This is a genomic window from Leifsonia xyli subsp. xyli str. CTCB07 (genome assembly GCF_000007665.1).
GTDB lineage: Bacteria > Actinomycetota > Actinomycetes > Actinomycetales > Microbacteriaceae > Leifsonia > Leifsonia xyli_C.
Genome location: NC_006087.1, coordinates 1,094,046 through 1,115,845, shown reverse-complemented (window position 1 = coordinate 1,115,845; position 21,800 = coordinate 1,094,046). Strand labels below are relative to the sequence as shown.

The window sequence follows — 21,800 nt, the reverse complement described above, 5'->3', positions numbered from 1 at the left end:
CTAGGGTCCAATCCTGGGTTCGACGGGATGGCCCGGCGGACGGCTTGTGGCACGCTCCGCGTCGAGGGCGTGCTGCAAAATTATCGTGGCAGCGGCCTGATCGACAACAGGACGAGAACTTTTGGCATTCTTTCCGGAAGACCGGAGCGCCGAATGGGCCGAGACAGTCGAGAGCCGTTCGTCCACGAGACGCACCGGAGCACCCACCTCGACGACGAGCGCTTCCGCGAACGCAACGGCATCGGCCGTGGATGCGGTGTGTACGCCCGAGAGGGCCAGGGGCAGCCCGACGATGATCTCGACGACTCCGAGATCCGTCACGATCTCGGCGATCCTGCGCCGATCAGCCGCGTCCCCGGAGCGAGCGACCGTTTCGTACGGCGTCGCCAGCGTCCCGTGCAGGTCGGAGCAGCTCACGCCGATCCGCACCGTACCGACATCGATGCCGAGCCGCACACCGCTGCGCACGAGCTATCCGATCGCCGTGCTGACGGCGGCGAGGGCGGCCGGAATGGCGGTCGCGTCCGTGCCACCGCCCTGCGCCAGGTCGGCCTTGCCGCCGCCGCCGCCGCCCAGAACGCCCGCGGCGGTCTTGGCGAGCGCGCCCGCGGTCACACCGGCGTCCCGTGCAGCCTGGTTCGTCGCCACAATCACAACCGGTTTGCCACCCGCGAGCGCCGCTAGCGCGACCGTCGCCGGATCGGAGCCGAGCCGGTCACGCACCGTGATGGCGAGCAGGCGCAGATCGTCCGCTGTGCTCAGCGTGCCCGCATCGGCGGCGACCACCTGAACCGCGCCACGACGCGACACCGCTTCGAGCAGGCCCTGCACCCGGTCGAGCACCGCGCGGGCCTCGAAAGCCTGGATGCGCTTCTCCGCCGCTTTGAGACTCGCCATGAGGTCAGCGATCTTCTCGGGCAGCTGCTCCCGCGGCGTCTTCAGCGAGCTGGACAGCTGCGACACGATCGTGCGCTCGACCGCGAGATCCTTGAAGGCTTCGAGTCCGACCAGCGACTCCACACGGCGATTGGTCGAGCCCACCGACGACTCGCTGACGAGGTTGATCAGGCCGATCTCGGCGCTGCGCGCGACGTGCGTGCCCGCGCAGAGCTCACGCGACCAGGGTCCGCCGATGTCGACGACGCGAACCGTGTCGCCGTATTTCTCGCCGAACAGCGCCATCGCCCCGAGCGCCTTGGCTTCCGCGAGTGGCAGCTCGCGGGTGGTCACCTCGAGGTTCTGGCGGATCGCGCTGTTGGAGATCTCCTCGATCTCGCTCCGGGTCTCCGGCGAGAGGGCCTGGTTCCAGGAGAAGTCGAGCCGCAGATAGCCCGCCTTGTTATACGAACCGGACTGATGCGCGTTGGAGCCGAGCACCTGGCGGAGGGCCGCGTGGATGATGTGGGTGCCCGAGTGCGCCTGCTTCGCACCGCGGCGGTAGTCCGCATCCACCAGGCTCGTCGCCGGAACTCCCACACCGACCTCGCCGCTGCGCACGAGCACCCGATGGCTGACCAGTCCGCGGACCGGCTTCTGGACATCGAGCACGTCGAGCACGTAGCCCGGGCCAACGATCGTGCCGGTGTCGGCGTCCTGGCCGCCCGCTTCGGCGTAGAGCGCCGTCGCGCCCAGGATGACCTCGGCCACCTGGCCCTCGACGGCCTTGTTCGCCGAGTGGCCGTCGATGATGAGGCCGAGCACGCTCGACTCCGTCTCCAGCTCGGTGTACCCGGTGAACACCGTCTCGCCCAGAGCGCGGAGGCCGGAGTAGACGGAGAGGTCGGCCAGCGCTGTCTTCTTGGCTTTCGCGTCCGCCTTCGCGCGCGCGCGCTGGTCGGCCATGAGGGTATCGAACGCCGCACGGTCGACGCTGAGACCCGCTTCCTCCGCCATTTCGAGCGTGAGGTCGATCGGGAATCCGTAGGTGTCGTGCAGCAGGAACGCGGTGTCGCCCGCAAGTTCGCGCTTACCCGCTTTCTGCGTGTTCGCCACGGCGGTGTCTAGAATGCTGGTTCCGGCCACGAGCGTGCGGAGGAAGGTCTCCTCCTCGGCGTACGCCAGCTGCGAGGTGCGGGCAAACTCGGTCTCCACCTCGGGGTACGCCGCCTTCATTGCGTCCCGCGACACCGGGAACAGCGCCGGGAACGTCGCCGCCTCGACGCCGAGCAGCCACATCGCGCGCACTGTGCGCCGCAGCAGGCGACGGAGCACGTAGCCACGGCCCTCGTTCGACGGCGTCACACCGTCGGTCATGAGCATGAGCGCACTGCGGACATGGTCAGCGACCACGCGCAACCGCACATCGTCCTCGTGGGCTTCGTTGCCGTACGGTTTGCCGGCGAGCTCGGCCGCGCGGTCGAGCACCGGGCGCACCTGGTCGATCTCGTACATGTTCTCGACGCCCTGCTTGAGGAACGCGACGCGCTCCAGGCCGAGCCCGGTGTCGATGTTCTTCTTCGGCAGATCGCCGAGGATCTCGAAATCGTCCTTGCCGGTGCCCTCGCCCCGCAGAAACTGCATGAAGACGAGGTTCCAGATCTCCACGTAGCGGTCGTCGTCCGTCGCGGGGCCGCCGTCGATCCCGTACGCCGGGCCGCGGTCGAAGAAAATCTCCGAACACGGCCCCGCCGGCCCCGGCTGCCCCGTGGACCAATAGTTCGTGTCCTTGCCGAGACCCTGGATGCGCTCCTCGGCCAGCCCGGAGACACGCCGCCAGATCTCGCGCGCCTCGTCGTCCTCCTCGTACACCGTGACCCAGAGATCCTTCGGATCGAAGCCGAGACCGCCCTCGGTCTCCGCGGTGGTCAGCAGGTCCCAGGCGAAGGCGATCGCCTGCTCCTTGAAGTAGTCGCCGAAGGAGAAGTTGCCGCACATCTGGAAGAACGTGCCATGCCGGGGGGTCTTGCCGACCTCCTCGATGTCGAGCGTGCGGATGCACTTCTGCACGCTCGTCGCGCGCGGGAAAGGAGCGGGCACGATGCCCGTCAGATAGGGCACGAAGGGCACCATCCCCGCCACCGTGAACAGCAGCGACGGGTCATCGCTCACCAGGGAGGCGGACGGGACGACGGTGTGGCCGCGCCGAGCGAAGAAGTCGAGCCAGCGGCGGTGGATTTCGGCAGTCTGCATGGGTTCCGGTCGTGTCGAAGCGTGCGAGGAGAAGGCGGCGGGCGTCAGTCGCCGTCGATGGCCGAGCGGATCTCGGCCTCGCGCTGGCGGTAGCCGTCCGAGACGGCCTCGCCGAAATCGCGCGCCTTCCTGTCGAGCGAGCTGAAGAACTCGCGGCCACTCGGGGTCTCGTTCACCTTGTGGGCGACGACGAAGCCGATGGCGACCCCGACGAGGAGCCACAGGAAACTCTTCATGGTGTCTCTTCCCTCTTCTGGATGTGCGCGCGTCGGCGTGCGCGGACGCGCCTGCGCAAGTCTAGCCCGCCTTGCGGCGGGCCCCCCGGGTTCTGCCGCCGCCGCGGAACGCCGCGCGGACAGCCGCGCTGAAACAGGCCAGCCTGATCAGTGGGCCGCCGACCGTCGCAGCGAAGAGGGCGACGAGGGCGGACACATTTCCTGTGACGTCCGCGACGTTCCGGGTGATGACATCCACCCGGGCCAGCTGCTTGTTCGTCTCCTGCAGCGTCGTCGCCGTCTCATCGAGAATCGGCGCGATACCGTCACTGGCCTCCTTGATCGCATCCCGCGTCGAGTCGAGCACGCGCCCGAGCTTCAGCAGCGGAACGGCGATGAAACCCACCAGAACAGCGAAAACCCCCGCTGCGATCAGTCCTGCGATGTCGCCTCCGGACACATCGGCCCCTCTCATTCCGTCACGGGCACACTCATCAAGCGTAGCCGCCACAACGACGGACGGGGCCGTGGCCGAAGCCACGACCCCGTCCGGACGTCTCGCGGAGCCTTAGCGGGCCGCGTAGTACTCGACGACCAGCTGGACCTCACAGGTCACCGGCACCTCGGCGCGCTTGGGGCGGCGCTCGAGACGGGCCTGGAGTTTGTCGAGCTCGACCGAGAGATAGGCCGGAGTCTTCGGCAGGACATCGACGTGACCGCCAGCCGCCGCGACCTGGAAGGGCTCGGTGCCCTCGGAACGAGCCTTGACGCCGATGGTCTGGCCCGGCTTGACGCGGAACGAGGGACGGTCCACGAGCTTGCCGTCGACCAGGATGTGACGGTGGACCACGAACTGACGGGCCTGCGAGATGGTCCGGGCGAAACCGGCGCGGAGCACGAGAGCGTCCAGGCGCATCTCGAGGATCTCGACCAGGTTCTCACCGGTCAGGCCCTGCGTGCGGCGAGCCTCTTCGAACGCGATGCGCAGCTGCTTCTCGAGGATGCCGTACTGGGCGCGCAGACGCTGCTTCTCACGCAGACGGACGGCGTAGTCGGAGTCGGCCTTGCGCTTGGTGCGGCCGTGCTCGCCCGGGGCGTACGGGCGCTTCTCCATGTAGCGGGCGGCCTTCGGAGTGAGGGCAATGCCCAGGGCGCGAGACTCACGGGTCTTGCTGCGGGAACGTGAAGACACGGTTTCCTTTCGGTTTTCTCTCTAGAGGTTCAAGGGATGCGGGCACACGTATAAAGCCCGCAGAGAGAGGGATTGTCGCCGTGGACGCCCGGCTAAAGGGCCATTCCGTCGAATCCGCGCCCCTGGCAGCCGCACCGGGAACACGCATCTAGGCCCATCGATTCTAGCAGATCGACGCCGTGCTCACATCCCGCGGACAATGCGCCGCAGCTTGGCCAGCCGCGCCGACACCTCCCGCTCGTTTCCGTGCTCGGTCGGATGGTAGTAGACGGTGTCCGACAGTTCATCCGGGAGATACTGCTGTTCGAGCACGCCGAGCGCGTCGTCGTGCGGATACCGGTAGCCCTTGCCGTGTCCGAGCCGCTTGGCTCCGGGATAGTGCCCGTCGCGCAGGTGCTTCGGCACGCGGCCGATCCGGCCGGCCCTGACATCCGCGATGGCGGCGTCGAGGGCCGTGTAGGCGGCATTCGACTTGGGCGCCGTCGCCAGGTGGACCACCGCCTGAGCGAGCGGGATGCGGCCCTCCGGAAGCCCGAGGAACTGCACTGCGTCGGCAGCGGCAACCGCTATGACGAGGGCCTGCGGATCGGCCATCCCGATATCCTCCGAGGCCGAGATGACGATCCGCCGGGCGATGAACCGGGGGTCCTCCCCCGCCTCCAGCATCCGGGCGAGATAGTGCAGCGCGGCGTCCACATCCGATCCGCGAATGGACTTGATGAACGCGCTGATCACGTCATAGTGCTCATCGCCGTTGCGGTCGTAGCGCAGCAACGCCCGATCGACCGCCTGCGCGACCAGCTCGGCCGTGATCGCCGGCTTCTTCTTGGACGTGGCCGGGGTCAGTGCCGCAGCGGCGACGGAGGCCGCCTCCAGCGCTGTCAGCGCGCGGCGCGCATCGCCCGAAGCCAGACGGACGAGCGCCGCCCGGCCGTCGTCGTCCAGGGAGAACTGACCGGCGAGGCCGCGGTTGTCGGCCACGGCCCGGTCGATCACCAGGCCCAGGTCGTCATCGCCCAGCGTCTCGAGCGTCAGCAGCAGCGAGCGCGAGAGCAGCGGCGAGATGACCGAGAACGACGGGTTCTCGGTCGTCGCGGCGACCAGAATCACCCAGCCGTTCTCCACGCCCGGCAGCAGTGCGTCCTGCTGGGCTTTGGTGAAGCGGTGGATCTCGTCCAGGAAGAGCACGGTGGACACGCCGTACAGATCGCGGGTCGAGAGCGCTTCGTCCATCACAAGCCGGACATCCTTGACGCCCGCCGTCACCGCGGACAGCTCCACGAACCGCCGTCCGGAGGAGTGGGCGATGGCCTGCGCCAGAGTGGTCTTACCGGTGCCCGGAGGCCCCCACAGGATGACGGAGACCGACCCCGACTGCCCCTCCTTGTCGGAGGCGAGCGCCACGAGCGGCGACCCCGGGCGCAGCAGATGCCGCTGACCGGCGACGTCATCGAGCGACGTCGGCCGCATCCGCACAGCGAGAGGCGTCGCTCCTGTGCGGAGCCCCGGTTGCACGTCGACCACATAGCCAGGCTAGTCGCAGTCACCGACATTGCGGTTCCCGGTTTGAGCGGGCACAGCCGCTCCGGATAAGGTTCCTCCAGCATCCATCCGCCCGTCAGCGCACTCGGAGGAATCACCGTGGCCCCCAAGCAGAACGACCGCGACGCCCGTCAGGCCCGCGAACGGCTCCGCGCGTACCAGGCTCGTCAGACCGTACACGAGAAGAAGTCCAAGCGGCGACGGCGGGACAACTGGATCGCCGGCATCGCCGTGATCGCGATCGTGGCGCTCGCGGTCGGGACGCAGGTGCTGTATTTCGCTCAATCGGGAGCCACGGTCCCCTCCGCATCGCCATCGCCTTCCGCGTCCAAGGCGGCTCTCACGCTTCCGTCCCCGACCCTGGCCGGGGGGCGGACCTGGACGGGAACGATGACCGTCAACGGCATCCCGCTCGGCGTCTCGCTCAACGGTGCCTCCGCCCCGCAGGCCGTCTCCTCCACTATCTCCCTGACACAGCGGAAGTTCTACGACGGTCTCAGCTGCCACCGGCTGACCGACGGTGGGTTCTTCGTCTTGCAGTGCGGCGACCCCGCTGGCACCGGCAACGGTGGTCCCGGCTACGAATACGGCCCGATCGAGAACGCACCCGCCGACGACGTCTACCCCGCCGGAACCATCGCGATGGCGCGGCAGAGCAACAAAGCAGAGAGCCAGGGCAGCCAGTTCTTCATCGTCTACAAGACGACGACGATCCCGCACGACAGCGCCGGCGGCTACACCGTCATCGGCAGTGTCACCAGCGGCCTCGACAAGCTGATCAGCGCTGTGGCCGACAAAGGTGTCCAAGGCGGCGGCAGCGATGGCAAGCCCGCCGTGACGACCACGATCGACAGTTTCTCGCTGCGGTGACACCAGCGAGTGCATATAGGCTGATTCCATCGTGGCACCGCAAGCAAGGTGAGGCTCTTGGCTACTTCTGAACAGCACCCCTGGGGTCGCGTCGACGAGTCCGGCACAGTGTATGTCCGAGAGGGCGACGGAGAACGCGCCGTCGGCCAGTACCCGGACGGCACGCCGGACGAAGCGATCGCGTATTTCGAACGCAAATACCTCGATCTCGCCGGGCAGGTCGGCCTGCTGGAGCAGCGTGCGCGGCGCGGCGCCCCCGCCGCCGACATCGCCAAGTCGGTCTCCAAGCTGCGCGCCGCCATCGACGGCGCGAACGCCGTCGGCGACCTCGCTGCCCTCTCCACCCGTCTGAACGCTCTGAGCGGCGCGGTGGAGGAGCTGACCGAACAGCAGAGCGCCGAGGCGAAGGCCGCGCTCGAACAGGCGGTCGCCGACCGCACCGCAATCGTCGAGGAGGCTGAGGCGCTGGCCGCGCAGGACCCGGCCCACACGCAGTGGAAGCAGACCACCGCCACGCTGGACGCGCTCTTCGCGCGCTGGCAGACGCACCAACATGAGGGCCCGCGACTCCCCAAGGGCGAGGCGAACGATCTCTGGAAGCGATTCCGCAGTGCCCGCTCGACCATCGAGCACAACCGCAAGGCTTTCTTCGCGGAACTCGACAACCAGCACCGCGATGTGCGCACCCGCAAGAACGCGCTCATCGAGAGCGCGGAACGCCTCATCCCGCTCGGTGCCGACGGCGTCCCGGAGTACCGCCGGCTGCTCGACCAGTGGAAGCTCGCCGGGCGAGCCGGCAAGAAGAACGACGACGCCCTCTGGGCGCGCTTCAAAGCCGCCGGCGACGCTATCTACTCGGCCAAGGCCGAGGTCGACGCACGCGACAACGAGGAGTACGAGGCCAACCTCCAACTCAAACTCACCCTCCTCGAAGAGGCAGAGCCGCTCCTGAACGAGAAGGACCGCGAGACAGCCCACGCCAAGCTGCTCGCCATCCAGGAGCGCTGGGATGCGATCGGACGCGTTCCGCGCGAACAGGTCCGGAACGTCGAGGACCGTCTGCGCAAGGTCGAGGCCTCTGTCCGCCGGCTGGACGAGGAGCACTGGCAGCGCAACGACCCGGAGAAGAAGGCACGCTTGGAAGGGCTCGCCAGCCAGCTCAACACGGCGATCGCCAAGCTGGAGCAAGAGCTCGACGAGGCGAAGGCCAGCGGCGACGCCGGCAAGATGAAGGCGGCCCAGGAGGCGCTCGACGCCCGCCGCATCTGGTTGAACGCGCTGGGCTGAACACACGCCGCTGAGCAACGAGACAGCATTCCTCCACAGAAAACCGGCGACGACGACTTTCCCACCGATTCTCCGAACCGGACCGGCCTCGCCCCGTCCCCCGGAATGCTGGAGGCATGACGAAAGCATGTCCCCCACTTCTCGACCGCAGCGTCCTTCCGCTCAGCGAGCTTCTCTCGCTCGTGCTCGACGGGCAGCTCTACCGCGTCGGCGATGCCTTCGCACCACCCGACATCCCGGACACGGCCGTCCTCCGCGCGCGCGTCTTCTCGGCGCACCGCCCCGGTATCGCCGTCGCCGACCGGGGAACGGCAGCGTGGATACACGGCTCACGGAGCGCCCCGCCGGTGCGTCCGCAGGTGTGCGTCGATCCCGCGCGACGCAGCCGCCTCTCCCCGGTCTTCGACGCGCAGCAGCGCGCTCTCTACGAGGATGACACCGTCGCCTTCGACGACGTGCGGGTCACAACGCCTCTGCGCACGGCCGCCGATCTCTTGCTGACGCTTCCCGTTTTCCGGGCTGCCGACGCGCTGGAGACACGGCACCTGCTGATTCTCGCAGACGCCAGCACGGAACAGCTGCGCCTTTGTCTCGAACACTCCCGCCGAAGCGGTGTCTCCCGTGCGAAGGAGAGGATCACGGCCATCCGGCGCGCTCACCTGCCGACCCCTGTGCCCTGGCCAGCGCTCAGCCCGCGCTGACGCGATACACGTCGTAGACGGTGTCGATACGGCGGACGGCATTGAGCACGCGGTCGAGGTGGGTGGTGTCCCCCATCTCGAACACGAACCGGCTGAGCGCCAGCCGGTCGCTCGAAGTCGTGACCGTCGCGGAAAGGATGTTCACATGATTCTCCGAGAGCACCCGCGTCACATCGGAGAGCAGCCCGGAACGGTCCAGAGCCTCCACTTGGATCTGCACCAGGAAGACGCTCTTCGAGCTCGGCGCCCACTCGACCTCGATCATCCGCTCGGGCTCCTGCAAAAGAGACTGCACGTTGTGGCAGTTCGCCTGATGCACCGAAACGCCCTGGCCGCGAGTGATGAAGCCAACGATCGGGTCGACCGGCACCGGCGTGCAGCACTTCGCGAGTTTGACCAGAATGTCGGGAGCGCCCCGTACCAGCACGCCGGAATCGCTGTTCCGCAGCTGTTTGGCGCGACCTTTGACCGAAATCTCGAGCTCGCCGTCGGACTCGGCCTCGCTCTGCAGGGAAGCGACGATCTTCTCGATGACGGACTGCGTCGAGATGTGGCCCTCGCCGACCGCCGCGTACAGCGACGAGACATCCACGTGCTTCAGCGACGAGGCGACCTCTACCAGCGCGTCCTGCGTCATGAGCTTCTGCAGCGGAAGGTTCTGCTTGCGCATCGCGCGCGCGATCGCGTCCTTGCCCTGCTCGATCGCCTCGTCTCGGCGTTCCTTCGTGAACCACTGGCGGATCTTGTTGCGCGCCCGTGGGCTTTTGACAAAGGCGAGCCAGTCCTGGCTGGGGCCGGAGTCCGGGTTTTTGGAGGTGAAGATCTCCACCACGTCGCCGGTGGTGAGACTGCTCTCCAAAGGGACGAGGCGGCCGTTGACCTTCGCGCCCATCGTCCGGTGCCCGACTTCGGTGTGGACGGCGTAGGCGAAGTCCACGGGCGTCGCGCCGGTGGGGAGGCCGATCACGCGGCCCTTCGGCGTGAAGACATAGACCTCCTTCGCCCCGATCTCGAAGCGCAGCGAGTCGAGGAACTCGCCCGGGTCGGCGGTCTCGGCCTGCCAATCCGAGATGTGCGCGAGCCACGCGAGATCGGTGCCGTCCCTGCCCGGACCGCCAGAGCTCTTGCCCGTGGTCTGCTCCTTGTACTTCCAGTGGGCCGCGACACCGAACTCGGCTCGCTGGTGCATCTCCTCGGTGCGGATTTGGATCTCGACGGGCCGGCCCTGCGGTCCGATGACCGTCGTGTGGAGCGACTGGTACAGGTTGAACTTCGGCGTCGCGATGTAGTCCTTGAAACGGCCCGGCATCGGCGTCCAGCGGGCGTGGATCTGACCGAGGACCGCGTAGCAATCGCGTACGGTCGTCACGAGAACGCGGATGCCGACGAGATCGTAGATATCGTCGAACTCCCGGCCGCGCACGACCATCTTCTGATAGATCGAGTAGTACTGTTTCGGCCGGCCAACGACCTTGCCCCGTATCCGTGCCGACTTCAGATCGTCGTTGATCGCGTCGATCACCTGCTGGACGAGCCGCTCCCGCTCCGGTGTGCGCTGCTTGACGAGGCTCTCGATCTCCACGTAGAGCTTCGGGTGCAGAACAGCGAACGACAGGTCTTCGAGTTCCCATTTGATCGCCTGGATACCGAGGCGGTGTGCGAGCGGAGCGTAGATCTCCAGCGTCTCCGTCGCCTTGCGCGCGGCGTTCGCGGCCGGCACGAAGCCCCAGGTTCGGGCGTTGTGCAGCCGGTCCGCGAGCTTGACGATCAGAACGCGGATGTCCTTCGACATCGCGACGATCATCTTGCGGACGGTCTCCGCTTGGGCGCTGTCACCGTACTTGACCTTGTCGAGCTTGGTGACCCCGTCCACCAGCATCGCGATCTCACCGCCAAACTGGTCACGGACTTCATCGAGGGTGTAATCGGTGTCCTCGACCGTGTCGTGGAGCAGAGCGGCTGCGATCGTCTTCGCCCCGACTCCAAGGTCGGCGATGATCTGCGCGACGGCGACCGGATGCGTGATGTACGGCTCGCCGGAACGACGCTTCTGGCCGGAGTGCGCGCCCTCGGCGACAGCGTACGCGCGCTCGATCAGCGAGAGATCGGCCTTGGGATCGTGCGTGCGCACCGTGCGGATCAGGGTGTCCACCGCGCCGGCGGGCTGGGAACGGGAGAAGATGCGGGGCACGAGGCGGCGCAGGGACGCGGACTGCGGTGTCGATGTGTCAACCATGTGCTCGCCTCCTGCCTCCATTATCACCGCTCCGGAGGGTCCCTCGTGTACGGGGTGGGGGCCGGGGCGCTCCGGCGAACAGTCCCGATCGTCAGACCACAGTCCCAGGCGAACCATCCGGCCGGGTGACAGCACCGCCGGACGACGCCCAAGCGTCCATGCCGCCGCTGACGTTGGCGGCCAGACGGCTAGCCCGGAGCAGAGCATCGGTCACCATCCGGGAACGGCCTCCGCTGCGGCAGATGACCAGGATCTGTTCGCCCTCGGGCAGCTCATGCTGGCGGCCGTCGAATTCGGAGAGGGCGATGTGGTGAGCGCCTGGGGCGTGCCCCGCCTCCCACTCGCGCTGCTCGCGGACGTCGAGCAACCAGGCCGCGCCCGCCTCGATGAGCTCTCTGGCGCGGGTGGCGGTCACATCCGTCTCGGAGAGGTCGTAGCCGGCCATGCCCGAGCCCTATTCCGCCGCGACCGACTGGACGGCGCTCTGAGCGGCCTTGGGCCGCACGGAGAGCACCCTCTGGTCGTGCTTCCTGATGGCGGGCTCGTGCTCGCGGAACTGCGAGTACATCGGCGCCCCCAGGAAGACAGTGGAGTAGGTGCCCACCACGATGCCGATGAGCAGTGCCAGCGAGATATCGCGGAGGGTCGCGGCGCCGAGGGCGTACGCTCCGATGAAGAGGATCGAGGCCACCGGGAGCACTGCGACGACAGCGGTGTTGATCGAGCGGACGAGAGTCTGGTTGACCGCAAGGTTGACGGACTCCGCGAAGGTGCGCCGGGTGAGGTCCATCTCCTCTTTGGTGTTCTCGCGGATCTTGTCGAACACAACCACCGTGTCGTACAGCGAGTAGCCGAGGATGGTCAGGAAGCCGATCATGGTGGCCGGCGAGACCTCGAAACCGACAAGCGCGTAGATTCCCGCGGTGATGATCAGATCGTGGAACAGCGAGACGATCGCCGAAGCCGACATCTTCCAGGTGCGGAAGTAGAGCGCCATCGCGATGAATGCGAGAAGCAGAAAGACGACCAGGCCCTGAATGGACTGCTGCGTCACGTCCGCGCCCCACGAAGGGCCGATGAAGGTCGAAGAGACATCGCCATCGTCCACGCTGTACGCCTTGGCGAGCGCGTCGGCGACCGCCTTGGTCTGCGTCTCCGAAAGCTGATCCGTCTGGACCTGCACGGCGTCCCGGCCGACGACACTCACATGGGAGACGGCGTTGGGCACGACGCTGGCGAGAGCCGACTGGGCCTTGCGGGTGTCGGTGTTCTGGACGCTGGTGATCTGGAACTGCGATCCGCCGCGGAACTCGATCGAGAAGTTGAAGCCGCCCTTGAGCACCGGGACCAGAATGGAGAGCACGACCATGATGGCCGCGATAGTGTACCAGATCGTGCGTTTGCTGACGAAGGCGAACGAGCGCGCCCCGGTGTAGAGATCATTGCCAAACTGAGTGAGACGGCTTGCCATCAGGAGTCCTTCCCCTCGTCCGATCGATCCGAGGACGACGAAGACGCAGTGAGTTCAGCGGCCTTCCGTTCGGCGATCGTCTGGCGGCGAGCCGCCTCATTGGAACTGCGAGCGGCCTTGCCCCTATTGACCGACAGGGCCGGCGACCGGAACTGCGCCGCCCCGCGGTACACGGCGCCGAGCGCCTGCGGATCGAGGCCGGAGAGCGTGTGGCCCTCGGAGAAGAACGCCGTCTTGGCGAGGAGCTGCAGCGTCGGGTGGGTGAAGAGCAGCACCACGATCACATCAATGATCGTCGTGAGTCCGAGAGTGAACGCGAAGCCGCGCACGTTCGCCGCCGCGAGGATGTACAGAACGATCGCGGCGAGGAGGTTGGTCGCCTTGGACGCGTAGATGGTGCGGCGGGCACGGCCCCAGCCCGCCTCGACGGCGGACTCGAGGGAACGGCCGTCGCGCAGTTCGTCGCGTATTCGCTCGAAGTAGACGATGAAAGAGTCCGCCGTGAAGCCGATGGCCACGATCAGACCCGCGACACCAGCGAGCGACAGACGGTAGTCGTAGTGCCAGGACAGCAGCGAGATGGTGAGCCAGGTGAGTACGCCCGCGACGACCAGAGAGAAGATCGTCACAAAGGCCAGGAGGCGGTACTGGAAGAACGTGTAGATCGCGACCAGGAGGAGCCCGATGAGGCCCGCGATCAGACCCGCGAGGAGCTGGGCTGAGCCGAGCGTGGCGGAGATCGTGTCCTGGCTCTGCACCTTGAAGCTGAACGGCAGGGCGCCGAATTTGAGCTGGTCGGCCAGCGCCTTGGCGCTCGACTCCGTGAAATTGCCGGTGATCTGCGGTTTACCGTCCGTGATGGCCGACTGGGTGGTCGGCGCGGAGATGACTTTTCCATCCAGGACGATCGCGAACTGGTTCTGCGAGCCGGTGAGCCCGACGAGGCGCGTGGTGACATCCGCGAACTGCTTGGTGCCGGTTCCGTCGAAGACGATGTTCACGGCCCACTGTCCGGTGGTCACGCCCTGTGAACTCTGCACCAGGCCGGCGCTCGCGTCCTTGATGTTCTGCCCTTTGACCTCGACCGGGCCGAGCAGGTACTTGACCGTGCCGCCATCGTCGCAAGTGATGAGCGGCTGGTCGGTCGGCGCGGAGCTCAGGTCCTGATGGTCGGCGGACTTGCACTCGAACGCGTTGAATTCGGCCTGCAGCTTCGGCGTGACCCAGGCGAGGTCGCTGCCGTTCTTCGGCGTGGCCGTCGGCGTCGACAGCAGATCCGGCGCGGGCGTCGGCGCGGGGGTGGATTTGCCGTCCGCGCCGACGACCTCATTGGTCGGACCTCCGGCGACGAGCACCGGGCGGAAGTCGAGGCGGGCGCTCGACTTCACCCGATCCAGCGTCTCCTCATCGGGTTTGCCTGGGAGCGAGACGACGATGTTCCGCGAGCCCTCGGTGGAGATCTGCGCCTCCGAGACACCGGAGGCGTCGATGCGCTGGCGGATGATCGAGACCGCCTGATCGAGCTGCTGCTGCTGCACCGCCGCGCCGTTGGACACCTGCGGCGCCAGGATGATCTGGGTGCCGCCCTCGAGGTCGAGGGCGAGCTTCGGCAGCCAAGTGGCGTTGCTGAAGAGGACGCCGGCCGTGAGGGTCCAGAGAAGGACCACCACGATGACGCCGAGCCATGTCAGCGAACGCCAGGCTTTTTTGACCGGGATCGACTTTGCCACCTAGGAACTCAGCTTTCTACGAGTGTTCCGCGCCCTCCTTGCAGGTCGCGGAACACAGCGGATGCTATCAGTCGTCGCTCTTGGCGCCGGGCTTCGGGGACGATTCCTCGATCCGCTCGCCGAACTCGGGCGCGTCGTGACGGATCGCGGTGTCCGTGTTGAGCCCGATCTCGGGGGTGGCGGCGTCCTCGGCGACGACGGCGTCCTTCGGCTCGATGACACGGGCAAGCACCTGACGGTGGACCTTCACAACCTGACCGGGGCTGGTCTCGATAAGCGCAGTGTTGTCGTCCTCATCGACGGACAGGAGCGTCCCATAGAGACCGAAGTTGGTCATGATCTCGACTCCGGGCACCATCTTCGATCGCGTCTCCGCCTGCTCCTTGCTCCGCTTGCGGCTGTTGCGGAACATGAAGAAGACGAGGGCGGCCAGGATGACGACCATCACAATGGTCAACGGGTCAATCATGAAGTGTCTCGAACCTTCCGATGGGTCTGGGTGTAGGCGGGTCTGGGTGTCGGACGAATGGCCAGCTTGAATTATAAGTCATCCATCAGTGATGGAGGCTGTGAGTGTCCTTGCCGGGGAGCCGCGAGGCCGAAATGGCGCCAGGCGGCGACGGTCGCCACCCGCCCGCGCGGCGTCCGCGAGAGCAGTCCGATGCGGACGAGGAAGGGCTCGACCACCGATTCGATCGTCTCCGGCTCCTCCCCGACGGAGACCGCCAGAGTGTTCAGGCCCACCGGTCCCCCCTCGAAGCGCTCCAGGATCGCGTGCAGCACGGCGCGGTCGAGCCGGTCGAGCCCGAGCTCGTTAACGTCGTACAGCTCCAGTGCGGCGTGGACAGCGGCGATGTCGGCTCGCCCGCCGTGGACGAGGGCGTAGTCGCGCACACGGCGGAGCAGGCGGTTGGCGATGCGCGGAGTGCCCCGGCAGCGGCCGGCGATCTCGGCGAGGGCCTCCCCGTCGATCTCGAACTCGAGCATGACGGCGGCGCGCGCGAGGACCTGCGCGAGCTCGCCCTCGTCGTAGAACTCGAGGTGGGCGGTGAAACCGAAGCGGTCCCGGAGCGGATTCGGGAGCAGCCCCGAACGGGTCGTCGCGCCGACGAGCGTGAAGGGCGCCAGGTCGAGGGGGATGGACGTCGCGCCCGCGCCCTTGCCGACCATGATGTCGATGCGGAAGTCCTCCATCGCCAGATAGAGCATCTCTTCGGCGGTGCGGGCCATCCGGTGAATCTCGTCGATGAAAAGCACCTCGCCCGGGGTGAGCGAGGAGAGCAGCGCGGCGAGGTCCCCGGCGTGCTGGATGGCAGGGCCGCTGGAGAGGCGCAACGGCCGGTCGCTCTCGTGGGCCACGATCATCGCGAGGGTGGTCTTGCCGAGGCCGGGCGGCCCGGCGAGCAGGATGTGGTCGGCGGTGCGTTCCTGCATGCGGGCGGCGGTCAGCAGCAGCTGCAACTGGCCGCGGACCTTGGCCTGGCCGACGAACTCGGCCAGCGTCCGCGGGCGGAGGGCGCCCTCGAAGGCGAGCTCCGACTCGGACTCGGACTCGAGCTCGGGGGTGGTCGGATCGTCGCTCATCGGGCCGCCTGGTTCGCGGGTCCGAGGCGGGCGAGGGTCAGCCGCAGCAGGGTCTGGACGCTGTCGCGTTCGCTCTCGGCGGTGCCGGCGATCACTTCGGCGACGGCCTCGCCGGCGACTTTCTCCGGCCAGCCGAGACCGACGAGGGCGACCAAGACGCTGTCGGACACGGAGGACGGGGCGCTGGGTCTCCGGGCGGACGGAGCGGAGGGACGCCGGCAGGCTGCGAGCTTGCCGGTGAGCGACACGACAATGAGCTTCGCGGTTTTGGGACCGATGCCGGAGACCGCGCGGAACGGGGCGTCGTCGGCGGCGGCGACGGCATCCGCCACCTGATCGGGGCTGAGGACGGAGAGCACGCTGATCGCGGACTTCGGGCCGACGCCGGAGACGCCGTTCAGCAATTCGAACACTTGCAGCTGCTCCAGGCCGGAGAAGCCGAAGAGCTGCAGGGAGTCCTCGCGGACGATGAGCGTGGTGTGGACGAACGCCTCGTCGCCGACGCGGAGGGACCGAGCGTGGTCGGGGGTGAGCTGGACGGCGAAACCGACGCCCCCCACGTCGATCACGGCCGCGCCGCCGCTCGCAGAGAGGACGGTGCCGCGGAGAGAGGAGATCACCTGGCCAGCCTACGGGGAGCGGACGACGTCCGGGCGGTGGAGCGCTCCGCGGCGCGCCACGCGGCCTGGGCGGGCGTGAGCGCCGCTCCGGGCACGGCTGCGGGGCCGGCCGCTCCCACCGCTCCGGACGTGGACAAAGCGGCCAGCCCACCCCGCCACGCATGGCAGATCGCGATGGCGAGCGCGTCGGCGGCATCCGCCGGCTTGGGGGCCTCGGGGAGCCCGAGAACGCGGGCGACCATCGCCTGCACCTGCTTCTTGTCCGCCGAGCCGTAGCCCGTGATCGCTGCCTTGACCTCGCTCGGCGTGTGCAAGGCGACGGGCAGGCCGCGCTGCGCGGCCGTGTGCAGCGCGACGCCGCTCACCTGCGCCACACCTATCACCGTCCGCAGGTTGTGCTGCGCGAAGACGCGCTCGATGGCGACCGCCGCCGGGCTGTACCTGTCCAGGAGGGCGGCGATCCCGTCGCCGACGGCGAGCAGCCGCTGTTCGAGGGGCATCTCCGCCGGGGTCCGGATGACCGTCACCTCGACCAGGGTCGCGCGGCGGTCGCGACGCACATCCACCACCCCGACACCGCACCGGGTGAGACCGGGGTCGATGCCGAGCACCCGGATCGTCATGGGAGGCCGCCGCTACTCGTCGTCGAGCTGGGCCTGCACCTCGGCACTGAGGTCGAGGGTGGTGTAGACGTTCTGCACATCGTCCGAGTCCTCGAGGGCGTCGATCAGGCGGAAGACTTTGCGGGCGGCCTCGGCGTCCGTCTGCACCGTGACCGTGGCCACGAACTCGGCGTCGGCCGAGTCATAGTCGATACCGGCCGCCTGGAGCGCCGTGCGCGCCGCGACCAGATCGGTCGCCTCGGTGAGCACCTCGAACGACTCGCCCAGGTCGGTGACCTCCTCGGCACCCGCTTCGAGCACCGCGACGAGCACCGCGTCCTCATCCACTCCGTCCGCGTGGGGAACGACGATGACGCCCTTGCGGTGGAAGTTGTAGGCGACGCTGCCCGGGTCGGCCATGGTTCCGCCGTTGCGGGTCATCGCGGTGCGCACCTCGGCGGCGGCGCGGTTCTTGTTCTCGGTGAGGCACTCGATCAGGAGGGCGACTCCGCCGGGGCCGTAGCCCTCGTACATGATCGTCGTGTAGTCGATGGACTCGCCGGTGAGACCCGCGCCGCGCTTGATCGCGCGGTCGATGTTGTCGTTCGGGACCGAGGTCTTCTTCGCCTTCTGCACGGCATCCACGAGAGTCGGGTTGCCAGACAGGTCAGCGCCGCCGATCTTCGCGGCCACTTCGATGTTCTTGATGAGCTTGGCGAACGACTTCGCACGGCGGGCGTCGATCACCGCCTTCTTGTGCTTGGTCGTGGCCCACTTAGAATGCCCGGACACTGCTGCTCCCTTGAGTTACGTCGTGAACCTGTCCATAGTACTTCCTCGCTTCTGTGCCGCCCCGTCACACTCGCCCGTGTACTTTGACCAGAAAGTACTCATGGAACCGCTTATCCCCACTGAGCTCCGGGTGGAAGGCGGTGCCGAGCAGGTTGTCCTGCTCGACCGCGACGACACGCCCGTCCGGCACGCGCGCCAGCACGGTCGCCCGCGGACCGACGCTCTCCACGATGGGGGCACGGATGAACACGGCGTGCATCGGCTCGGCTCCGAGCGTGGGGAAGCTCAGGTCGGTCTCGAAGGACTCCGCCTGCGAGCCGAACGCGTTGCGGCGAACCGCCACATCCAGGCCGCCGAGGCTCCGCTGGCCCGCAATGCCGTCGACAATGGTGTCGGCGAGCATGATGAGCCCGGCGCAGGTACCGTAGACCGGCAGGCCACCGGCGATCGCGTTCCGCAGCGGCCCGGCCAGGCCGACAGTGCGGGCGAGCTTGTCCATAACGCTGGACTCACCCCCGGGGATGACCAGCCCGGCCACCGTCTCCAGCTCATCCGGTCGCCGGACCCGCACCGCGTCGGCGCCGAGTGCCCACAGCACCGTGAGGTGCTCGCGGACATCGCCCTGCAGAGCGAGGACGCCGACCCGGGGGCTACCAGCCACGCTCGGCGAGCCGGTGCGGTGCGGCGAGGTCGGCGACGTTGATGCCGACCATCGCCTCCCCGAGCCCGCGGGAGACCTCGGCGACCACGCTGGGGTCGTCGGAGAAGGTGGTCGCCCGCACAATCGCGGCGGCGCGTCGTTCGGGGTTGCCCGATTTGAAGATGCCCGAGCCGACGAAGACGCCGTCTGCTCCGAGCTGCATCATCATGGCCGCGTCCGCGGGGGTGGCCACGCCGCCCGCGGTGAAGAGCACGACCGGGAGCGTGCCCGTCTCGGCGATCTCGGCGACCAGCTCATAGGGCGCCTGCAACTCCTTCGCGGCCACGTACAGCTCGTCGCGGCTCATCGCGGTGAGCGCCTTAATCTCTGCGGTGATCTTCCGGATGTGCTTGGTCGCCTCCGAGACATCGCCCGTTCCGGCCTCGCCTTTCGAGCGGATCATGGCCGCGCCTTCGATGATGCGGCGGAGGGCTTCGCCGAGGTTGGTCGCTCCGCACACGAACGGCACGGTGAAGTCCCACTTGTCGATGTGGTTCACGTAGTCGGCGGGTGAGAGCACTTCGGACTCGTCGATGTAGTCCACGTCGAGCGCCTGGAGCACCTGCGCCTCGACGAAGTGGCCGATGCGCGCTTTCGCCATGACCGGAATGCGGACCTCCGCGATGATGGCCTCGATGAGGTCGGGGTCGCTCATCCGGGCCACGCCGCCCTGCGCGCGGATGTCGGCGGGGACGCGCTCCAGCGCCATGACGGCGACGGCACCGGCGTCTTCGGCGATGCGGGCCTGTTCGGGCGTGACGACGTCCATGATGACGCCACCCTTCAACATCTCGGCCAGACCCCGCTTGACACGGCTCGATCCGGTGGTGCTGTGTTCGCTGTCCGTCATCGTCGTCCTCTCCTGCGGAACAAAGAAGTGTTTGGCCTATGCCAAACGATAGCATCGGGTGGGAGGCTCATGGACACGCACAGCATCACAGGAACGACCGCGTCGGAGATCGCCGCCAGCGTGCGCGAGCTGCACGAACGCGGGGAGCTGTGGCACGGCGGCACACTGCCTCCGGTGCGGGAGCTGGCCACGCAGCTCGGAATCAACCGCAACACGGCCGTCGCGGCGTACCGGTTGCTGGCGCAGGCGGGAGTCGTCGTCGGGCGTGGACGCGCCGGAACCGTCATCGCGGAGCGGGAGACAGTGGCACAGGAGGGCTACGCCGCGGGGAGCGCGCTCCGCGACATCGGGACGGGCAACCCGGACCCGCGCCGCATCCCCGGCCTGTCGTACGCGCTGGCACGAGCGGTCGAGCGGCCGGTGCTCTACGGTGAACCCGTGATCGACCCCGAACTGGAGGGACAAGCGCTCGCCTGGGTGCGGGACGCCTTGCCCGGCCGCGAGCTGCGGATCACGGTCACCAATGGGGCCGCCGACGCGGTGGAGCGCCTGCTCGCCCAAGCGCTGCTGCGCGACGACGCGGTCGCACTGGAGGACCCCTGCTTTCTCGCGAGCATCCACACGGTCCGTCTGGGCGGCTATCGGGCCGTGCCGGTGCCGGTGGATGCCGAGGGAATGACGGTCGAGGGCCTCCGCGCCGCGCTCGATGCGGGCGTGCGAGCCATCATCTGCACGCCGCGCGCCCAGAACCCGACCGGGGCGACGCTCTCGCCCGGCCGCGCCGCCGCGCTGCGGGAGCTGCTGGCCACGCATCCCTACGTCCTGGTGATCGAGGACGACCACTTCTCCCTGCTCGCTCAGCGTCCCGCCGAGACGATCATCGGGCCAGACCATCGCCGGTTCGCCCTGGTGCGCTCGGTGTCGAAGTTCCTCGGGCCGGACATGTGCCTCGCACTGGCCGCGACGGACCCGGAGACGGCGGAACGCCTGGCGTTCCGGCTGAATCCCGGCACGATCTGGGTCAGCCACGTGCTCCAGCGGCTGGTGCTGGCGCAGCTCACCAACGACGCGGTGCTGCGGCAGGTCGCAGACGCCGGGCGGCACTACGCGAAGCGCAACGCCTCGTTCGCCGCGCGGCTCACCGAACGGGGGCTGCCCACCGCCGCAGCGGACGGCCTCAATCTCTGGGTAGAGCTGCCGGTGGAGGCGCGGGTCGCGGCCGAGCGGCTGATGCGACGCGGCTGGCTCGCCCGCACCGGCGATGAATTCCTCCTCGCCGAACAGCCGCCGCCGTCTCGCCATCTGCGGCTGACGGTGCATGACCTCAGCGACCAGGAGACGGCGCACCTCCTCGACGATCTCGTCTCGGCGTCCGCCGGAACATCAGGGGCTGCGCGGGGTGAGAGGATCGAGGGATGAAGATCCTCTCGATCCAATCGGCGGTGGCGTACGGCCACGTCGGCAACTCGGCCGCCGTGTTCCCGCTGCAACGCATCGGCGTCGAAGTGCTTCCGGTGTATACCGTGAACTTCTCCAACCACACGGGCTACGGCGCCTGGCGCGGCCCGCTGATCGCGCCGGACGAGGTGCGCGAGGTGATCACCGGCATCGAGGAGCGCAGGGTTCTCGGGTCGATCGACGCGGTGCTGTCCGGCTATCAGGGCAGCGAGGGGATCGGGGACGTGATCGTCGACGCGGTCGCGCGGGTGAAGGCGGCGGACCCGCACGCGGTGTACGCGTGCGACCCGGTGATGGGCAACGCCGCGTCGGGATGCTTCGTCGCTCCGGCCATCCCGGACCTGCTGCGCGACCGCGTCGTGCCGGTGGCCGACCTCATCACGCCGAACCAGTTCGAGCTCGGCTACCTGACCGGCAGCACGCCGGACACGCTGGAGTCGACGCTGGCTTCGGTGGAGGCGGCGCGGGCGATGGGTCCGAGCACGGTGCTCGTCACCAGCGTCGAGCGGCCGGACCGGCCCGAGGGCACGATCGAGATGCTCGCCGTGGACGACACGGGCGCCTGGATCGTCCAGACCCCGCGGCTGCCGATGAAGGCCAACGGGTCCGGCGACGTCACCGCCGCGCTGTTCACCGCGCACTATGTGCGCACCGGGGAGGCCGAGACCGCCCTCCGCAAGACGGTGTCGAGCGTGTACGATCTCCTCGCCAGCACGCTCGAATCGGGTGAGCGGGAGCTGCGGCTGGTGGAGTCGCAGGAGTTCTACGCGAACCCGCGCGAGCAGTTCGCGGTCAGCCGGGTGGGCTGAGCGACTCCGTTC

General features: G+C 68.1%; 22 protein-coding genes. 5 read left to right on the top strand and 17 right to left on the bottom strand.

All coding sequences use genetic code 11. The features are described from left to right. The 6 genes from ruvX to LXX_RS05365 all read right to left on the bottom strand — a co-directional run bounded on the left by ruvX (position 1) and on the right by LXX_RS05365 (position 6,060). Positions 1–468 (bottom strand): Holliday junction resolvase RuvX, encoded by a 468-nt coding sequence (gene ruvX / locus LXX_RS05390; protein WP_011185941.1) that lies wholly within the window; start codon positions 466–468, stop codon positions 1–3. Between the two features lie 3 nt (positions 469–471). Continuing rightward, positions 472–3,129: an alanine--tRNA ligase gene (gene alaS / locus LXX_RS05385; protein ID WP_011185940.1), complete on the bottom strand. Its 2,658-nt coding sequence runs from the start codon at positions 3,127–3,129 to the stop codon at positions 472–474. Between the two features lie 44 nt (positions 3,130–3,173). Next, positions 3,174–3,365 carry a hypothetical protein gene (locus LXX_RS05380; RefSeq protein ID WP_011185939.1) on the bottom strand — a complete coding sequence of 64 codons (192 nt, stop codon included), beginning with the start codon at positions 3,363–3,365 and terminating at the stop codon, positions 3,174–3,176. A 61-nt stretch (positions 3,366–3,426) separates the two neighbouring features. Next, positions 3,427–3,804 (bottom strand): DUF948 domain-containing protein, encoded by a 378-nt coding sequence (locus tag LXX_RS05375; RefSeq protein ID WP_011185938.1) that lies wholly within the window; start codon positions 3,802–3,804, stop codon positions 3,427–3,429. Positions 3,805–3,912: 108 nt separating this feature from the next. Then, entirely contained in the window at positions 3,913–4,536 is a 624-nt protein-coding gene (gene rpsD / locus LXX_RS05370) for a 30S ribosomal protein S4 (RefSeq protein WP_011185937.1), read from the bottom strand. Positions 4,537–4,719: 183 nt separating this feature from the next. Next, complete coding sequence (locus LXX_RS05365; RefSeq protein ID WP_011185936.1) at positions 4,720–6,060, bottom strand: replication-associated recombination protein A; 1,341 nt, start codon at positions 6,058–6,060, stop codon at positions 4,720–4,722. A gap of 117 nt (positions 6,061–6,177) precedes the next feature. Between LXX_RS05365 and LXX_RS05360 the strand changes: the two genes are divergently transcribed. The 3 genes from LXX_RS05360 (at position 6,178) to LXX_RS05350 (ending at position 8,936) form a co-directional block, all read left to right on the top strand. Beyond that, complete coding sequence (locus tag LXX_RS05360; protein WP_041767459.1) at positions 6,178–6,948, top strand: peptidylprolyl isomerase; 771 nt, start codon at positions 6,178–6,180, stop codon at positions 6,946–6,948. A gap of 57 nt (positions 6,949–7,005) precedes the next feature. After that, the gene (locus tag LXX_RS05355; protein ID WP_041767457.1) at positions 7,006–8,235 is read left to right on the top strand and encodes a DUF349 domain-containing protein; all 1,230 of its coding nucleotides are present in this window, start codon (positions 7,006–7,008) and stop codon (positions 8,233–8,235) included. 116 nt (positions 8,236–8,351) lie between these two features. Next, the gene (locus LXX_RS05350; protein ID WP_050737856.1) at positions 8,352–8,936 is read left to right on the top strand and encodes a hypothetical protein; all 585 of its coding nucleotides are present in this window, start codon (positions 8,352–8,354) and stop codon (positions 8,934–8,936) included. Here the strand turns inward: LXX_RS05350 and LXX_RS05345 are convergent. From LXX_RS05345 to pdxS, 11 genes are all read right to left on the bottom strand, one after another. Next, positions 8,923–11,172 (bottom strand): RelA/SpoT family protein, encoded by a 2,250-nt coding sequence (locus LXX_RS05345; RefSeq protein ID WP_041767454.1) that lies wholly within the window; start codon positions 11,170–11,172, stop codon positions 8,923–8,925. The genes LXX_RS05350 and LXX_RS05345 overlap by 14 nt on opposite strands. Before the next feature lie 91 nt (positions 11,173–11,263). Then, on the bottom strand, positions 11,264–11,617 hold the full coding sequence (locus LXX_RS05340) for a rhodanese-like domain-containing protein (RefSeq protein WP_041767451.1): 354 nt from the start codon (positions 11,615–11,617) through the stop codon (positions 11,264–11,266). 9 nt (positions 11,618–11,626) lie between these two features. Further along, positions 11,627–12,643, bottom strand: a complete 1,017-nt coding sequence (gene secF, locus LXX_RS05335) for a protein translocase subunit SecF (protein ID WP_011185930.1) — start codon at positions 12,641–12,643, stop codon at positions 11,627–11,629. Further along, positions 12,643–14,373 carry a protein translocase subunit SecD gene (secD, locus tag LXX_RS05330; RefSeq protein WP_041767448.1) on the bottom strand — a complete coding sequence of 577 codons (1,731 nt, stop codon included), beginning with the start codon at positions 14,371–14,373 and terminating at the stop codon, positions 12,643–12,645. The genes secF and secD overlap by 1 nt, the downstream gene beginning before the upstream one ends. A 67-nt stretch (positions 14,374–14,440) precedes the next feature. Beyond that, complete coding sequence (gene yajC / locus LXX_RS05325) at positions 14,441–14,842, bottom strand: preprotein translocase subunit YajC (RefSeq protein WP_011185928.1); 402 nt, start codon at positions 14,840–14,842, stop codon at positions 14,441–14,443. A 71-nt stretch (positions 14,843–14,913) separates the two neighbouring features. Then, complete coding sequence (gene ruvB, locus LXX_RS05320; protein WP_011185927.1) at positions 14,914–15,957, bottom strand: Holliday junction branch migration DNA helicase RuvB; 1,044 nt, start codon at positions 15,955–15,957, stop codon at positions 14,914–14,916. Further along, positions 15,954–16,577: a Holliday junction branch migration protein RuvA gene (gene ruvA / locus LXX_RS05315; protein ID WP_011185926.1), complete on the bottom strand. Its 624-nt coding sequence runs from the start codon at positions 16,575–16,577 to the stop codon at positions 15,954–15,956. The genes ruvB and ruvA overlap by 4 nt, the downstream gene beginning before the upstream one ends. Beyond that, positions 16,574–17,194: a crossover junction endodeoxyribonuclease RuvC gene (ruvC, locus tag LXX_RS05310; RefSeq protein ID WP_176714776.1), complete on the bottom strand. Its 621-nt coding sequence runs from the start codon at positions 17,192–17,194 to the stop codon at positions 16,574–16,576. The genes ruvA and ruvC overlap by 4 nt, the downstream gene beginning before the upstream one ends. 18 nt (positions 17,195–17,212) lie before the next feature. Further along, the gene (locus tag LXX_RS05305; protein ID WP_011185924.1) at positions 17,213–17,971 is read right to left on the bottom strand and encodes a YebC/PmpR family DNA-binding transcriptional regulator; all 759 of its coding nucleotides are present in this window, start codon (positions 17,969–17,971) and stop codon (positions 17,213–17,215) included. 64 nt (positions 17,972–18,035) lie between these two features. Further along, a complete protein-coding gene (gene pdxT / locus LXX_RS05300; RefSeq protein WP_011185923.1) occupies positions 18,036–18,632 on the bottom strand; it encodes a pyridoxal 5'-phosphate synthase glutaminase subunit PdxT in 597 nt (198 codons plus the stop codon). Next, entirely contained in the window at positions 18,622–19,521 is a 900-nt protein-coding gene (gene pdxS / locus LXX_RS05295) for a pyridoxal 5'-phosphate synthase lyase subunit PdxS (RefSeq protein ID WP_011185922.1), read from the bottom strand. The genes pdxT and pdxS overlap by 11 nt, the downstream gene beginning before the upstream one ends. 69 nt (positions 19,522–19,590) lie before the next feature. On the opposite strand from pdxS, the gene LXX_RS05290 reads away from it, so the two are divergent. Together LXX_RS05290 and pdxY are read left to right on the top strand one after the other, a co-directional pair. Then, positions 19,591–20,940: an aminotransferase class I/II-fold pyridoxal phosphate-dependent enzyme gene (locus LXX_RS05290; RefSeq protein WP_011185921.1), complete on the top strand. Its 1,350-nt coding sequence runs from the start codon at positions 19,591–19,593 to the stop codon at positions 20,938–20,940. Continuing rightward, the gene (pdxY, locus tag LXX_RS05285) at positions 20,937–21,788 is read left to right on the top strand and encodes a pyridoxal kinase PdxY (RefSeq protein WP_011185920.1); all 852 of its coding nucleotides are present in this window, start codon (positions 20,937–20,939) and stop codon (positions 21,786–21,788) included. Before LXX_RS05290 ends, pdxY begins: the two co-directional genes overlap by 4 nt. The last annotated feature ends 12 nt before the right edge of the window (positions 21,789–21,800 follow it).

Bases quoted from the DNA above. Each gene is read 5' to 3' on its own strand.
- LXX_RS05380 (WP_011185939.1), bottom strand. From the start codon at position 3,365: ATGAAGAGTTTCCTGTGGCTCCTCGTCGGGGTCGCCATCGGCTTCGTC.
- pdxS (WP_011185922.1), bottom strand. From the start codon at position 19,521: ATGACGGACAGCGAACACAGCACCACCGGATCGAGCCGTGTCAAGCGG.
- pdxY (WP_011185920.1), top strand. From the start codon at position 20,937: ATGAAGATCCTCTCGATCCAATCGGCGGTGGCGTACGGCCACGTCGGC.
- yajC (WP_011185928.1), bottom strand. From the start codon at position 14,842: ATGATTGACCCGTTGACCATTGTGATGGTCGTCATCCTGGCCGCCCTC.
- alaS (WP_011185940.1), bottom strand. From the start codon at position 3,129: ATGCAGACTGCCGAAATCCACCGCCGCTGGCTCGACTTCTTCGCTCGG.
- secF (WP_011185930.1), bottom strand. From the start codon at position 12,643: ATGGCAAGCCGTCTCACTCAGTTTGGCAATGATCTCTACACCGGGGCG.
- ruvB (WP_011185927.1), bottom strand. From the start codon at position 15,957: ATGAGCGACGATCCGACCACCCCCGAGCTCGAGTCCGAGTCCGAGTCG.
- LXX_RS05340 (WP_041767451.1), bottom strand. From the start codon at position 11,617: ATGGCCGGCTACGACCTCTCCGAGACGGATGTGACCGCCACCCGCGCC.
- LXX_RS05350 (WP_050737856.1), top strand. From the start codon at position 8,352: ATGACGAAAGCATGTCCCCCACTTCTCGACCGCAGCGTCCTTCCGCTC.
- LXX_RS05345 (WP_041767454.1), bottom strand. From the start codon at position 11,172: ATGGTTGACACATCGACACCGCAGTCCGCGTCCCTGCGCCGCCTCGTG.
- LXX_RS05290 (WP_011185921.1), top strand. From the start codon at position 19,591: ATGGACACGCACAGCATCACAGGAACGACCGCGTCGGAGATCGCCGCC.